Here is a 13,968-nt window from a genome sequence, read left to right as displayed (position 1 = left end):
GTGACCGCGCAGCCGAAGAACCACCGAAGGAGAACGCACCACAGTGAAGCGCGCCCGCACCGCCCCGCTGATCGCCGCGGGGTGCGCCGCCCTGGCGCTCACCGCGTGTGGCAGCCGGGCCGGGGACACCGCCGACGGCCACACCAGCCCCGGCATTCGGCTGAAGTTCGGCGAGCGGGCCGTGTTCCCGGCGGACTACAACAAGGAACGCTTCGGCACCATCGCGGTCACGCCGTACTACCTCAAGTTCTCCGTCGAATACGTCAAGGGTGACGATCTGGCCGGGCTGCCGGTGTCCCTGCGCGGCATCCTGGCCGACGGCAAGTCCGGCGGTATGGCGCTGATCGGCGGCACCGCCACCTGCGACTCGGTCAACGCGCCGTGGGACGGGTTCAAGACGCCCGGCCAGAAGTTCGACACTTGCGTGCTCTACGGCGCCAAGGACGGCGGCGCCATCGCCATGGCCGCCTTCAACGACGGCGACGAGTACCGCAAGAAACCGGTCCTGTGGGGTAACTGAAACCCCACCGGGGGAACCTGGCCGGCTCGCGGGGGATCCGCCCCCCAACCCTTCGCGAGCCGGCCGGAACCTCAGCCGAGGTGGGCCAGCACCGCCCCGGCGCTCGCCTTCATGCCCGCCAGGTTCGGGTGGATCGGCGCGGCCAGCGAGGTCGGGAACAGCCCCTCGACCCATTTGGTGCCCGGCGCCTGGCACACGTCGTGGCCGCGGGTGAAGGTGTCGACGTACTCCACCCCGTGGCTTTCGGCCTGCTCGGCGACGACCTCGTTGAGCACCTGCTCCACACCGTCCAGATAGGACACATCACCCGCGGCGATCGGCACCAGCGGGAAGCAGCCGCCGCGTTCCGGCAGGATCGCCGGGTAGCCGACGAGCACGATCCGCGCCTGCGGCGCCCGCGCGCGGATGCCGTCGATCGCCGCGCCCAGCGTGGGCGCGAACTGTTCGAACCGCTCGCGCAACTGGTCCGTGCCGCCCGCGGTGTAGTGCTTCTCGCACGGCGCCCCCGCCGGGTTCGTGACCGCGAGCAGGCTGCAGGTCACCACGATCTCCCCGAAGCCGACGTCGTTGCCGCCCATGCCCATGGTGACCAGGTCCGTGTCCTCGGTGAGCGCGTCGTACTGCGGTGGGACGAAGCCGAACTGGCGCCCGGCCAGGTCCCGCGTGGTCGCCCCGCCGCAGCTGACGTCGGTGAAGTCGGTCACGCCGAGGCCGGCGGCCACCAGCGACGGGTAGTTGCGGTCCGACCGCAGGCACGGCAGGGACACCTGGTTCGGGATCAGCGGGCCGGAGGTGAAGGAGTCGCCGAGTGCGACGTACCGGGTGGGCTCGGCGGCGGAGGCCACCGAGGTGATGAGCAGGGCGGCGGCCAGTGCCACCGCGGCGGGCAGGGCGAAACGACGTCGTTCCGAGACCATGGTCAGCTCCGGGGGTGAGGTGGGTCACGCGAACGCTACTGACGGGTTTGAATCTCGGTCAACACTTTGACCGGGATTCAACCCAGGTAGGGTGCGCAGGTGACCAGGCCTTCCCGCGGGCGCCACCCCGATCCCGAGCGCGCGCTGCTCGAGGCCGGGAGGCGGTTGTTCGCCCAGCGCGGCTACGAGGCGGTCTCGATCGACGAGATCGCCTCCGAAGCCGGGCTGGCCAAGGGGCTGCTGTACTACTACTTCACCGGAAAACGGGCGCTGTACCGGGAGATCGTGCGCGCCGCCGGTGACGCGCTGGCGGAGCGGACCGTGCCGGACCCGGCCCTCCCGGCGGGCGAGCGGACCGCGGCCGTGCTGGACGCGGTGATCGCGTGGGCCAAGGAATACGGGGAAAGCACCCGGTTGCTGCTCGCGCAGCACACCGGCGCCGACCCCGAACTGCGGGCGATCATCCAGGCGGCACGGGACCGCCAGGCCGAGATGATGCTCGAAGGACTGCGGCGGACGGGCGCCGAACTCGGCAAGCCGCCGCTGCCCGAAACCCCGGTGCTGCGGCACGCCGTGTACGGCTGGATCGCCTTCATCGAAGCGGTTCTGACGCAGTGGCTGGAAAAACCGGACATCAGCGAAGCCCAACTCCGCGAACTGCTGCTGCGTGCGGCGGGCGGCACGCTGTCCGCCGCCCGCCGCACCAGCGCCTCCGATTAGCCGACGAGCGCGGTGACCCGGATCTCGACCCGCATGTTCGGCGCGCCCAGCGCGGGCACCCCGATCTGGGTCCAGATCGGCGCGCGGTCGCCCATGCGCTCGCGCATCTGCTCCACCATCACGCGGCCGTGGGTGTCGCCGATGAAGTCGGCTCCGGGCTCGGGGATGTGGTAGGAGTTCACGCTGACGACGTCGCGCCAGGTCGCGCCTGCCGTGGCCAGGGTTCGCTCCACGTTGTCGAAGGCGCGGACGATCTCCTCTTCGAGGTCGGCCGGGAAGGTGAACTCGTCGTCCCACCCGCCCTGCCCGGAGATCTCGACGCGGTCGCCGACGCGCAGCGCCTGGTTGTAGTGCATGTTCTTCACCTGCGTGTCGCCGTATCCGGGCGTGGCGAAGAACTGCGGCTCACTCATGGGGCGCCCTCTCGTTTGACTTCAACGTTGAAGTCAACGTAGCACGGATTCACTTCAAGCGTAAAGTCATCGCCGGTGGGTATGGTTCCGCCATGGACGAGTCGCTGTGGCTGGACCCGGCCGAGAAGGAGGCCTGGACCGGACTGATCTCGCTGGTGCTGTTGCTGCCCGGACGGCTCGAAGCGCCGCTGCAGCACGACGCCGGCCTGACCCTGTTCGAGTACCTGACCCTCAGCCACATCTCGGAGGCGCCCGAGCGCCGCCTGCGGATGAGCGAGCTGGCCTACCTGGCGAACGGCTCGCTCTCGCGGCTTTCCAACGTCGTCAAGCGGTTCGAGCAGCGCGGCTGGGTGGAGCGCTCCCCCGATCCCGACGACGGCCGGTACACCCTCGCCGCGCTCACCGACAGCGGCTACGAGGTGGTGGTCGCCGCCGCGCCGACCCACGTGCGCGCGGTGCGCCAGTTCGTCCTCGACCCGCTCACCGCCACCGATCAGCAGGCACTGGCCCGCATCGCGGAGAAACTGCGGGTACGCCCCATCGATCTCGAATGAGCACTGGGAGGGCCGCTTCGTGAGCACTCTGCCCGCAAGACTGGCCGACCGGCTGGCCACCGTGGTCGGCATCCCGGTGGTGCCCTACGACGCCGAGGGCGCGATCGACCACGGCCTGGTCACCGCGCTGGCCCGCCGGCTGATCGCCCACGGCGTGGGCGTGCTGACGCCCAACGGGAACACCGGCGAGTTCTACGCGCTATCCCCCGCCGAACGGCGTGCCGTGCTGACCAGCGTGTGCGCGGCCCGCGAGCCGGGCACCACGATCGTCGCGGGCGTCGGGTTCGACCTCGGCACGGCGGCCGAGGACGCCCGGTTCGCCCGTGACGCCGGGGCCGACGCGATCATGGTCCACCAGCCGGCGCTCCCCTACCTGGCCGCGGCGGGCTGGGTCGAGTACAACGCCGCGGTGGCGGCCGCGGTGCCCGAACTCGGGGTCCTGCCCTACCTCAGCACCACCGCCGTCCGCGGCGAGCACATCGCCGAACTCGCGCGCCGGGCCCCGAACGTCGTCGGGCTCAAGTACTCGGTGCCCGACCCGGTCGTCTTCGCCACCACCGCCGCCGAAGCCGGTGACGGTCTACTGTGGATCGCCGGGCTGGCCGAGTCCTACGCGCCCGCGTACTGGCAGGCCGGTGCTCGTGGCTTCACCTCCGGACTGGTCAACCTCGCACCCGCGCTCTCGCTCGCGCTGCTCGACGCACTGCGCCGCGATGACCGGGAAGCGGCGACCGCGGTGTGGCGGCGAATCCGGCCGTTCGAGGAGCTGCGCGCCCGCGACCGCTCGGCCGGCAACGTGTCCGTGGTCAAGGAAGCGATGCACCAGCGCGGCCTGTGCCGCCGCGAGGTGCGGCCACCGAGCCACGTGCTGTCCGAGGCAGGCGCCCGCGAGGTGGCCGACGCGATTTCGCCGTGGCTGGGCGAAATCCCGGCGCTGACCGTCGCATGAGGATCGACCGGCTGGACACCTTCCTGCAGCGCGTCGGCGACCGGCCGCGGGTGCTGGTCAAGATCACCACCGACGAGGGCGTGGCCGGCTGGGCCGAGGTGTACAACCACGGCCCCGACCTGGCCGTGCCGCCACTGCTGGACTACCTGTTCGGCCAGATCCGCGGCATGGACGCGACGCGCCCGGCGTTCGTCAACCGGTTCCTGCTGCAGTCGTGCCGGTTCCCGCCGGGCGCGCTCGGCCTGGCCGCCATCGCGGCGATCGACCACGCGCTGTGGGACATCACCGGGCACGCGCTCGGCGTGCCGGTGTACCGGCTGCTCGGTGGCGCGGTACGGGACCGCGTGCGGGTGTACGCGGGGCTGTATTCGGCGCCGGACGTGGGTGAACTCCGCGAGCGGACGGCGGAACTGCACGAGCGCGGCGGGTTCACCGCGTTCAAGCTGAGCCCCTACCGCCGTGACCCGCACCGCACGCGCTTCGGGCTGGTGGCGAAGGCGCTCGGCGACTACTTCGCCGACGTGCGGGCCACCCATCCGGACGACTGGGAGTTCGCTTTCGACGCGCACGCCTGCCTGTCCGAACCGCACCAGGCGGTGGCGCTCGGCGCGGCACTGGCCCCGAACGAACCGATGTTCCTGGAAGAACCGCTGCGGCCCGAGCACATCCCGGCGTGGGCCCGGATCCGCGCGGAACTGCGGGTCCCGCTGGCCACCGGGGAATCGCTGTACACGCCGAACGAGTTCCTGGCGCTGCTGACCGCGGGCGGCGCGGACATCGTGCAGCCGGACATCTGCGTGGTCGGCGGGCTGACGCAGATGACCAAGATCGCCGTCCTCGCCGAGGCGCACTACGTACCGGTTTCGCCGCACAACCCGCTCGGCCCGCTGGCCACCGCGGCGAACGTGCACTTCGCCGCGGCGACGGTGAACTTCGGCATCCTGGAATACAAACCGGAGGCCGTCGGCTGGTGTCCCGATCCGTACGAACCGGTCGACGGGCACCTCGAACTGCGGCCCGACAGGCCGGGCTGGGGCGTGGAGATCGACGAATCCGCGTTGCGCACCGACGACTGGGTGCTCTGGCACCGGGAGGTCCCGATCCGGCCGGACGGTTCGACCGCCTGGATGTGATCGCGGGCTAACCTGGCGGGCACCGACCCCGGAGGAGAACCGCCGATGAAGAGCAGGCTGGTAGTGGCCGCGATGTTCGCCGCCGGAGCGGCGGCGGTGGCACGCGGGGTACGAGCGCGGGCGCGCCTGCTGGAAGCGGTGGCGCCCGAACTGCGCGGACCGTCGATGCTGCGGCTTCCCCTCGCGCTCAAGTCGCGGACGATGCTGCGCCTCATCCGGCTCGCGCCCATCCCGCCGGCGCCGATCCCCGACGGGGTCGAGGTGGAACGGCGGCTCCTGACCAGCGGCATCGAGGTCTACGTGTACGACGTGCCCGGCCGCACGCGGCCCTCGGGCGCGCTGCTGTGGATCCACGGCGGCGGGTATGTGATGGGCGACGCGGCCACCGACCACACCGCGTGCAGCCGGTTCGCGCGTGAACTCGGCATCACCGTGGTCAGCGTGAACTACCGGCTCGCCCCGGAAGACCCGTTCCCGGCCGGGCTGGACGACTGCTTCACCGCGTTGCGCTGGCTGCACGAGCACGCGGGTGAGCTGGGCGTCGACCCGGCCAGGATCGCGGTCGGCGGGGAAAGCGCGGGCGGTGGCCTGGCCGCCGCGCTCGCCCAGCGCGCGCACGACACCGGCGACCTCCCGGTGAGCTTCCAGCTCCTGATCTACCCGATGCTGGACGACCGGGCCACCTTGGCCGAGCGACCGGACGCTCTGGTGTGGACACCGGCGTCGAACCGGTTCGGCTGGGCCGCCTACCTCGGGCACCCCTCGGCCGCCGGGGAGGACCGCCCGTACGCGGTGCCCGCCCGGCGCGCCGACCTGTCCGGCCTGCCGCCCGCGTGGATCGGCGTGGGTGAGCTCGACCTGTTCCACGACGAAGACCTCGCCTACGCCGCCCGGCTGACGGAAGCCGGGGTGTCGTGCCAGGTCGAGGTCGTCCCCGGCATGTACCACGGCGCCGTCTCGCTGGTGCCCGGCGCACCGCTGGTCGAAGCCTTCCGCGACAGCTCGATGCGGGCACTCGCGACGGCGATCACCGGGTAGACCCACCGCGGTGGGTCCGCGCTCAGTCGCGGGTGGAGTCCAGCCACTCTTCGTAGAACGGCGGCATGTCCGACGCTCGGCTGGTGAACCGGGCATCGCGCTTCTCGCGGAAGGCGGCCACGCCTTCGGTGCCGTCGCCGATGCTGGTGTAGAACATCGCCAGCGAGTCGACCCGGTGGGCGTCCTCCGGGCCGGGACGCGCCGGGTTGCGGCGCATCATCTGCCGGGTCAGCGCGATCGCCACCGCCGACCGGCCGCGGGTCCACCGGTCCGCCAGTTCCCTGGCCGCGTCGAGCAGGTCCTCCGGCTCGTGCACCGACCGCACGAGCCCGGCCTCCTGGCTCTGGGCCGCGTCGAGGATGTCGGCGCTGTAGGCGAGGTCCAGCGCGGTGGGCAGGCCGACCACGCGCGGCAGGAACCAGGTCGACGCGGCTTCGGGCACCACACCGAGCCGCCCGAACACGAGCCCGACGCGAGCCTTGGCCGAGGCCAGCCGGGCGTCCATGGCCAGCGTCATCGTCGCGCCGATGCCGACCGCGGCGCCGTTGATCGCGGCGATCACCGGCTTGCGGCAGTCGTGGATCGCCAGCGTCACGCGGCCGCCGGTGTCCCGGATGCGGGCGAGTCCGGGGTCGTCGAGGTCGGCCATGTCGGCCAAGCCCGGCGTGCGGTCACCGTCCAGGCCGAACACGTTGCCCTCGGAACTCAGGTCCATCCCGGCGCAGAACGCCCGTCCCGCCCCGGTCACGATGACCGCGCGCACCTCGTCGTCGTCATTGACCTCGGCGAACGCGGCCTCGAGTTCCTCGGCCATGGTCACGGTGAACGCGTTCAACTGCTCGGGGCGGTTCAGCGTGATCGTGAGGATGCCGTCGCTGACTTCACGGGTGATCGTCTTCGTGCTCATGGACGCAGGTTAGTTACCACCGGGCAGAAGCCCGCGCCCTGGCCGAGCAACTTAAGAAGTTCAGTGGAGCTTGAGCGGTTAAGCTCCGCCCTGCCGACCACAGTCGAAGCTTCACTCAGGTGGCTCATGCTCGTGAAAGTCCAGTTCAGCGCGCTTGTCTGGCGATCTCATCAAGGGATGACGTGCGTGTACGGATGATCGTGCGGCATGGCAAACGGCCTGATTGCTTGACCGCTTAACTTGGCCGAGCGTAGCGTTTTCGCCGCCCAGGCACGGGGACACCGAGGTCCCCCATGGCACTGAGGGAGCGAAGCGATGAAGCGCAGAAGCAGGATCCTGGTGCTCGCGGCGGCCGGTCTCGTGGCCCTGTCCGGGTGTTCGGCCGGGAGCGATTCGGGGGCCGACGGCCGGATCGACGGCGAGATCACCGTGCTCACCCAGCGGACCGACCTGGTCGACACCGTGTTCGAGCAGTACAAGCAGGAGTTCGCCAAGCTGCACCCCGAGGTCAAGGTCACCTTCCAGGGGATCACCGACTACGAGGGCGAAGTCAAGATCCGGATGAGCAGCCAGGACTACGGCGACGTCCTGCTCATCCCCGAGTCGATCACCCCGGAGCAACTGCCCTCCTACTTCGAGCCGCTGGGGGACGCCGCCGAACTGGAGAAGAAGTACCGGTTCATCCCGGAGCAGACCTTCGAAGGCAAGGCCTACGGCGTCGCCATCACCGGCAACGCCTTCGGATTCGTCTACCACAAGAAGGTGTGGCAGCAGGCGGGGATCACCGCACCGCCGACCACGCCCGCGCAGTTCCTCGACGCCCTGCGCGCGATCGGCGAGAAAACCGACGCGACCCCGCTCTACACCAACTACCGCAACGGCTGGCCGCTCGCGCAGTGGGAGGACCTCCGCGCCTCGGTGGCCGGGCAGCCCGACGTCATCACGAGGATGGCCGGCTCCGACGCGCCCTGGACCCCCGGCGATCCCCAGGAGATCGTCGACACGCTCCTTTTCGACGCGGTGGCCGGGAAACTGACCGAGGAGGACCCGACGACGACCGACTGGGAGACCTCCAAGAAGGCCATCGGGGAGGGCAAGATCGCCACGATGGTGCTCGGTTCCTGGGCGCTGACCCAGGTGCGCGAACTGTCGGCCACCCCGGAGGACCTCGGCTACCTCCCCTTCCCCAGCCAGGTCGGCGGCAAGTTCCACTCCGCGATCGCCGGTGACTACAAGAACGCGGTCAGCGTGCACTCGAAGAACAAGGACGCCGCCAGGGCCTGGGTGGACTGGTTCGCCGACAAGTCCGGCTACGCCACCTCGCAGGGCGGGTTCACCCCGCTGCTGGGCGGGCCGGAACCGGACAGCCTCACCGACTTCGAGAACCTGGGCGTGACCTACTTCGAGCTGGACCGGAGCAAGGACGCACTGGTCAAGAAGATCGACAAGACCGCCGAGATTGGGCTGTACCAGCCGACGTACCGCCAGACGCTGATCGACGCGGCCCGCGGCGCGAACGGGAAGTCCAAACAGGACGTGTTCGGCGAGCTGAACCAGCGGTGGTCCGAGGCGAAGTCGCAGGTGACCTCCTGACCGCCACGATCACCGGGCGCGAGGCCGCGGCGGTGCGGCGGCCCGTGACCCGGCGGCGCGGCGGGGCCACCCCGTGGCTGTTCCTCCTGGCACCGCTGCTCCTGCTCGCCCTGTTCACCTACGTGCCGGTGGTGAGCATGTTCTTCTACAGCGTCACCGACTGGGACGGGCTGAGCCCGCGCCAGGAGTTCGTCGGCGCGGAGAACTACGAGCAGATCGTCAGCCGGGCCGAACTGGTCGACGTGCTCGGGGTCAGCCTGTACTACTTCGGCGCGGCCTTCGTGCAGCTCGCGCTGGCGCTGTACTTCGCCACCGTGCTCAGCTTCCGGGTCCGGTTCGCGAACCTGTTCAAGGGCATCATCTTCTTCCCCTACCTGATCAACGGCGTGGCGATCGGCTTCGTCTTCCTCTACTTCTTCCGTCCGGAAGGGACACTGGACGCGCTGCTGTCGGTCACCGGGCTCGACGGCCACCCCTGGCTCGGCGATCCCGGCACGGTGAACTACTCGCTCGCCGGGGTTTCGGTGTGGCGCTACCTCGGCCTGAACTTCGTGCTCTTCCTCGGTGCCATCCAGTCGATCTCACCGCACTTGTACGAAGCGGCGGAACTGGACGGGGCGAACCGGTGGCAGCAGTTCCGGCACATCATCCTGCCCAGCATCCGCAACATCGTCGGCCTCACCGCGGTACTGGCGATCGCGGGCTCGCTGTCGGTGTTCGAAATCCCCTACATCATGACCGGCGGCGCCAACGGCAGCAAAACCTTCGTCATCCAGACCATCGACCTGGCGTTCAAGTTCGGCAAGGTCGGGCTGGCTTCGGCGATGGCCGTGGTACTGCTCGTGCTGATCCTGTTGGTGACCTGGGTGCAGCGCCGGCTGGTGCCCGAGGACGAGGTGCGCGCGTGATCCGGCGGAAAAGGGTGTTCTCCTACGCCTCGCTGGTCCTGATCAGCCTGGTGATGCTCGTCCCGCTGGTGGTGATCTTCCTCGGCTCGCTCAAGGAAGACGCCGAATTCCGCGGCAGCGGCCCCTTCACCCCGCCGGAGAACTGGTTCAACCTGAGCAACTACGCCACCGCGCTGGTCGACGGCGGCATGGTGGGTGCCTTCGTCAACACCCTGATCATCCTCGTCACCTCGGTGACCGGCACCGTGCTCATCGGCTCGATGGCCGCCTACGCGGTCGACCGCTTCAGCTTCCGGCTGCGGCGGACCGTGCTGGCCGCGTTCCTGTTCGCCACGCTGGTGCCGAGCGTGACCACGCAGGTGGCCACCTTCCAGGTGGTCAACCAGCTCGGGCTGTTCGACACCCGCGCGGCGGCGATCGCCCTGTTCATGGGCACCGACATCGTCTCGATCTACATCTTCGTCCAGTTCATGCGCTCGATCCCGCGGGAACTGGACGAAGCCGCCGCCCTCGACGGCGCGTCCCGGCTGGGGATCTACTGGCGGATCATCCTGCCGATGCTCAAACCCGCCATCGCCACCGTGGTGATCATCAAGGGCATCGCCATCTACAACGAGTTCTACATCCCCTTCCTGTACATGCCCTCGCGCGACCTCGGGGTCATCTCCACCTCGCTGTTCCGCTTCAAGGGCCCGTTCAGCGCGCAGTGGGAGGTCATCTCGGCGGGCGTGATCATCGTCGTGCTGCCCACCCTGCTGGTCTTCCTCCTGCTGCAGCGCTGGATCTACCAGGGCTTCGCCTCGGGCGCGACCAAGTGACCGACCTAGAAGAACGGACCCGTGATGAGAACCGTCACCCCGCTCGCCCACGGCTGGCGCGTGCAGTCCGCCGACGGCCGCCCGCTCCCCGCCGAGGTCCCCGGCACGGTGCACACCGACCTGCTCGCCGCCGGGCTGATCCCGGATCCGCTGGTGGGTGACCACGAAGCCGAACTCGCCTGGATCGGCGAGTCGGATTGGCGCTACACCTGCGAATTCAGCCTCGACGGCGAAGCCGAACGCGTGGACCTGGTGTGCGAAGGGCTGGACACCATCGCGGAACTGACGCTGAACGGGAAGCCCGTCGGCTCGGCGATGAACATGCACCGCACGCACCGGTTCGACCTGCGCGAAGCCCTGCGGGACGGTGCCAACGAACTGGCGGTGACCTTCCGGTCGGCGGTCCGGTACGCGCAGCGGATGCGCGACGAACTCGGTGCCCGGCCGGGCCCCTACCCGGAACCCTTCCAGTTCATCCGGAAGGCGGCCTGCAACTTCGGCTGGGACTGGGGTCCGCAGTACACCACCTGCGGCATCTGGCGCCCGATCGGCGTGCACCGGTGGCACACCGCCCGGCTGGCCGAAGTCCGCCCGGAGGTCACGGTGGACGCCGACGGCACCGGCCGGGTGAAGCTGCACCTCGGCGTCGAACGGACCGGCTCGCACGAACTGGTCGCCACCGCCCGGATCGGCCGGGAGAACAGTGGAACGGTGATCATCCCGGCCGGGCAGAGCGAGGCGCTCCTCGAACTGACCGTCGAAAATCCCGAACTGTGGTGGCCTCGCGGGCACGGCGAGCAACCGCTCTACGAAGTGCACGTCGAACTCCAGGTGGCCGAAGAAACGCTGGACACCTGGGAGCGGCGGATCGGCATCCGCGGTGTCGAACTGGACACCACGCCCGACGCCGAAGGCACCCCGTTCACCTTTCGCATCAACGGAACGCCGATCCTCGTGCGCGGGGTGAACTGGATCCCGGACGACGTGTTCTTCCCCAGGATCACCCCTGATCGCTACGCCGAGCGGCTCGACCAGGCCTGCGCCGCCGGGGTCAACCTGATCCGCGTGTGGGGCGGTGGGATCTATGAGAGCGACAGCTTCTACGACGCCGCCGACGAGCGTGGATTGCTGGTCTGGCAGGACTTCCTGTTCGCCTGCGCCGCCTATCCCGAGGAGGAACCGCTGGCCGGGGAAGTGCGCGCCGAGGCCGAGGACGCCGTCCGGCGACTGGCCTGGCACCCGAGTCTGGTGCTGTGGAACGGGAACAACGAGAACATCTGGGGTTTCTGGGACTGGGACTGGAAGGACAGCCTCGGCGGACGCACCTGGGGTGCCGGGTTCTACTTCGGCACACTGGCCGAGGTGGTCGCCCGCCTCGACCCGGCCCGCCCGTACTGGCCCGGCAGTCCGTACTCGGGCGATCCCGCGATCCACCCCAACGATCCCGGCCACGGGCCCATCCACATCTGGGACGTCTGGAACGACCGCGACTACGAGGACTACCGCACCTACCGCCCCCGTTTCGTCGCGGAATTCGGCTACCAGGGCCCACCGGCGCACCGCACCGCGCTCGACGGGTTCGCCGTCTCAGAACTCGGACCGGACTCCCCCGCCGTGCTGACGCACCAGAAGGCGGAGAACGGCGCGGAAAAGCTCGCACGGGGGCTCGTCGAGCACTTCGGCCCGGTCACCGGCCACGACGACTGGCACTACCTCACGCAGCTCAACCAGGCACGCGCGATCCTGCTCGGTGTCGAGCACTTCCGTTCGCTGTGGCCGCGGTGCACCGGCACGGTGGTCTGGCAGCTCAACGACTGCTGGCCGTCGATGAGCTGGTCGGCCATCGACAGCGCCGGGCGCCGCAAGCTCCTCTGGTACGCGCTCAGGGATGCCCACCAGGACCGGCGGCTGACCATCCAGCCGCACGAGGACGGCCTCGCCGTGGCCGTCCTCAACGACACCGACGCCGCGTGGAACGGCCCGGCACAGGTCGAACGGATGACTTTCAGCGGTGAAGTCCTCGCCCGGACTGCCTTGCCCTTCGATGCCGCGCCCCGGTCTGTCCACATCGGACATCTCACGGCGGACCTGTCCAGCGCCGGTGATCCGGCGTGCGAGCTGGTCGTGGTGACCGCCGGGGAGATCCGCGCGGTGTGGTTCTTCGCCAAGGATCGCCTGCTGGCCTACCCCGAACCCGACTTCGACGTGACCGCGCGAGTCGGCGACGAGGGCACCGTGGTCACCGTCCGGGCGCGCTCGCTGCTGCGGGACCTGTGCCTGTTCGCCGACCGGGTGGCCCCGGACGCCGTGGTGGACCGGGCGATGGTGACCGTGCTGCCGGGTGGGTCGGCGACCTTCCGGATCCAGCACGGCCCCGGCGTCGACCCGGCGGCCTTCACCACGCGGCCGGTCCTGCGGTGCGTCAACGACGTCCTGGCCACCCACCCGGCCGGCCTGGCCGGCCGTCCGTGATGCGGCGGCCGACCATGGCGGACATCGCCCGGGAAGCGGGCGTGTCCAAGGGCGCGGTGTCCTACGCGCTCAACGGCCGCACGGGCGTGTCCGAGTCGACCCGGCGCCGGATCGTGCGCATCGCCGACGAACTCGGCTGGCGGCCGTACGGGGTGACGCGCGCGGGCCGGGTCACCCGGGCGGACGCGGTGGGCCTGGTGCTCGCCCGCCCGGCCCGGTTCCTCGCGCTGGAGCCGTTCCTGATGTCGCTGGTGTCCGGAGTGGAGTCCGAACTCGCCCAGCGCAGGGTGGCGCTGCAACTGCAGGTCGTGCGGGACCACCGCGAGGAGATCAGCACCTACCGGCGCTGGTGGACGCGGATGCACGTGGACGGGGTGCTCGTGATCGACCTGGCCGCCGCCGACGAGCGGGTGACCGAACTGGCCCGGTGCGGGCTGCCCGCGGTGGTGCTGGGCGGGCCGGACGGCCTCGGGCCGCTGCCCGGGCTGTGGAGCGACGACACCACCGCGATGCACGCCGTGGTCGACCACCTGGTGGCGCTGGGGCACCGGCGGATCGGCCGGATCGCCGGACCGGCGCGGCTGCGGCACACCGCCACGCGCACCGCGGCGATGACGCACGCCCTGCAGCGCCACCACCTGCCGCCCGCCGTGGTGATCAACACCGACTACAGCGGGGACGAGGGCGCGGCGGCGGCCCGGCGGCTGCTCGACCGGCGTCCCCGGCCGACGGCGGTCGTCTGCGACAGCGACGTGCTGGCCGTGGTCGCGCTGGGGGCCGCCGAACGCGGCAGGCTGACCGTGCCCGGCGACCTGTCGCTGATCGCCTGGGACGACTCCGCGCTGTGCGAGCTGGCCCGGCCCGCGCTCACCGCCGTCTCGCGGGACGTGGCCGCCTACGGGGCGCACGCCGCGCGCCTGCTGCTCCACCACATCGGCGGGCAGTCCGTGAGCACCCGTGCGGACCACCTGCCGCGGCTGGTGGTCCGGCACAGCACCGCCCGGCCTGGTCCGCGCCACCCGTGAG

14 protein-coding genes are annotated in these 13,968 nt (G+C 70.4%); 11 read left to right on the top strand and 3 right to left on the bottom strand.

Going from position 1 to position 13,968, the window contains the following annotated elements; genetic code table 11:
* Positions 1-43: 43 nt before the first annotated feature.
* Entirely contained in the window at positions 44-520 is a 477-nt protein-coding gene (locus L3Q67_RS30820) for a hypothetical protein (protein WP_499184937.1), read from the top strand.
* 71 nt (positions 521-591) lie between these two features.
* On the opposite strand, the gene L3Q67_RS30815 is transcribed toward L3Q67_RS30820, so the two are convergent.
* Positions 592-1,437, bottom strand: coding sequence for an SGNH/GDSL hydrolase family protein (locus tag L3Q67_RS30815; RefSeq protein WP_499184936.1), 846 nt, complete (start codon positions 1,435-1,437; stop codon positions 592-594).
* A 99-nt stretch (positions 1,438-1,536) separates the two neighbouring features.
* Here L3Q67_RS30815 and L3Q67_RS30810 point away from each other — a divergent pair, with 99 nt between their 5' ends.
* On the top strand, positions 1,537-2,157 hold the full coding sequence (locus L3Q67_RS30810) for a TetR/AcrR family transcriptional regulator (RefSeq protein WP_499184935.1): 621 nt from the start codon (positions 1,537-1,539) through the stop codon (positions 2,155-2,157).
* Here L3Q67_RS30810 and L3Q67_RS30805 read toward each other — a convergent pair.
* Positions 2,154-2,570: a RidA family protein gene (locus L3Q67_RS30805; RefSeq protein ID WP_499184934.1), complete on the bottom strand. Its 417-nt coding sequence runs from the start codon at positions 2,568-2,570 to the stop codon at positions 2,154-2,156. The two genes, L3Q67_RS30810 and L3Q67_RS30805, sit on opposite strands and share 4 nt — an antisense overlap.
* Positions 2,571-2,662: 92 nt before the next feature.
* On the opposite strand from L3Q67_RS30805, the gene L3Q67_RS30800 reads away from it, so the two are divergent.
* The 4 genes from L3Q67_RS30800 to L3Q67_RS30785 are packed head-to-tail and all read left to right on the top strand — an operon-like array spanning position 2,663 to position 6,244.
* Positions 2,663-3,124 carry a MarR family winged helix-turn-helix transcriptional regulator gene (locus L3Q67_RS30800; RefSeq protein ID WP_209667566.1) on the top strand — a complete coding sequence of 154 codons (462 nt, stop codon included), beginning with the start codon at positions 2,663-2,665 and terminating at the stop codon, positions 3,122-3,124.
* Positions 3,125-3,143: 19 nt separating this feature from the next.
* Entirely contained in the window at positions 3,144-4,073 is a 930-nt protein-coding gene (locus tag L3Q67_RS30795; protein ID WP_499184933.1) for a dihydrodipicolinate synthase family protein, read from the top strand.
* Positions 4,070-5,206 (top strand): mandelate racemase/muconate lactonizing enzyme family protein, encoded by a 1,137-nt coding sequence (locus tag L3Q67_RS30790; protein ID WP_499184932.1) that lies wholly within the window; start codon positions 4,070-4,072, stop codon positions 5,204-5,206. Before L3Q67_RS30795 ends, L3Q67_RS30790 begins: the two co-directional genes overlap by 4 nt.
* A gap of 45 nt (positions 5,207-5,251) precedes the next feature.
* Entirely contained in the window at positions 5,252-6,244 is a 993-nt protein-coding gene (locus tag L3Q67_RS30785; protein WP_499184931.1) for an alpha/beta hydrolase, read from the top strand.
* A gap of 22 nt (positions 6,245-6,266) precedes the next feature.
* Here the strand turns inward: L3Q67_RS30785 and L3Q67_RS30780 are convergent, their stop codons facing one another.
* Positions 6,267-7,151 (bottom strand): crotonase/enoyl-CoA hydratase family protein, encoded by an 885-nt coding sequence (locus L3Q67_RS30780; RefSeq protein WP_499184930.1) that lies wholly within the window; start codon positions 7,149-7,151, stop codon positions 6,267-6,269.
* A gap of 315 nt (positions 7,152-7,466) precedes the next feature.
* On the opposite strand from L3Q67_RS30780, the gene L3Q67_RS30775 reads away from it, so the two are divergent.
* From L3Q67_RS30775 to L3Q67_RS30755, 5 genes are read left to right on the top strand one after another with little or no spacing between them, the layout of a single operon-like run.
* The gene (locus L3Q67_RS30775; protein WP_499184929.1) at positions 7,467-8,744 is read left to right on the top strand and encodes an ABC transporter substrate-binding protein; all 1,278 of its coding nucleotides are present in this window, start codon (positions 7,467-7,469) and stop codon (positions 8,742-8,744) included.
* Complete coding sequence (locus tag L3Q67_RS30770) at positions 8,711-9,652, top strand: carbohydrate ABC transporter permease (protein WP_499184928.1); 942 nt, start codon at positions 8,711-8,713, stop codon at positions 9,650-9,652. The genes L3Q67_RS30775 and L3Q67_RS30770 overlap by 34 nt, the downstream gene beginning before the upstream one ends.
* Positions 9,649-10,470: a carbohydrate ABC transporter permease gene (locus L3Q67_RS30765; protein WP_499184927.1), complete on the top strand. Its 822-nt coding sequence runs from the start codon at positions 9,649-9,651 to the stop codon at positions 10,468-10,470. The genes L3Q67_RS30770 and L3Q67_RS30765 overlap by 4 nt, the downstream gene beginning before the upstream one ends.
* A gap of 24 nt (positions 10,471-10,494) precedes the next feature.
* Entirely contained in the window at positions 10,495-12,942 is a 2,448-nt protein-coding gene (locus L3Q67_RS30760; RefSeq protein WP_499184926.1) for a glycoside hydrolase family 2 protein, read from the top strand.
* 14 nt (positions 12,943-12,956) lie between these two features.
* Positions 12,957-13,967, top strand: coding sequence for a LacI family DNA-binding transcriptional regulator (locus tag L3Q67_RS30755; RefSeq protein WP_499184925.1), 1,011 nt, complete (start codon positions 12,957-12,959; stop codon positions 13,965-13,967).
* Position 13,968: the final 1 nt, after the last annotated feature.

Source organism: Saccharothrix sp. AJ9571, assembly GCF_021725495.1.
Taxonomy (GTDB): Bacteria; Actinomycetota; Actinomycetes; order Mycobacteriales; family Pseudonocardiaceae; genus Amycolatopsis; species Amycolatopsis magusensis.
The sequence above is the reverse complement of the archived record's forward strand: the minus strand, read 5'-3'. Positions and strand labels throughout refer to the sequence as shown.

Excerpts from the sequence above, each read along its gene's own strand:
- L3Q67_RS30785 (WP_499184931.1), top strand. The coding sequence starts at position 5,252 with ATGAAGAGCAGGCTGGTAGTGGCCGCGATGTTCGCCGCCGGAGCGGCG.
- L3Q67_RS30760 (WP_499184926.1), top strand. The coding sequence starts at position 10,495 with ATGAGAACCGTCACCCCGCTCGCCCACGGCTGGCGCGTGCAGTCCGCC.
- L3Q67_RS30805 (WP_499184934.1), bottom strand. The coding sequence starts at position 2,570 with ATGAGTGAGCCGCAGTTCTTCGCCACGCCCGGATACGGCGACACGCAG.
- L3Q67_RS30800 (WP_209667566.1), top strand. The coding sequence starts at position 2,663 with ATGGACGAGTCGCTGTGGCTGGACCCGGCCGAGAAGGAGGCCTGGACC.
- L3Q67_RS30790 (WP_499184932.1), top strand. The coding sequence starts at position 4,070 with ATGAGGATCGACCGGCTGGACACCTTCCTGCAGCGCGTCGGCGACCGG.
- L3Q67_RS30780 (WP_499184930.1), bottom strand. The coding sequence starts at position 7,151 with ATGAGCACGAAGACGATCACCCGTGAAGTCAGCGACGGCATCCTCACG.
- L3Q67_RS30815 (WP_499184936.1), bottom strand. The coding sequence starts at position 1,437 with ATGGTCTCGGAACGACGTCGTTTCGCCCTGCCCGCCGCGGTGGCACTG.
- L3Q67_RS30775 (WP_499184929.1), top strand. The coding sequence starts at position 7,467 with ATGAAGCGCAGAAGCAGGATCCTGGTGCTCGCGGCGGCCGGTCTCGTG.
- L3Q67_RS30755 (WP_499184925.1), top strand. The coding sequence starts at position 12,957 with ATGGCGGACATCGCCCGGGAAGCGGGCGTGTCCAAGGGCGCGGTGTCC.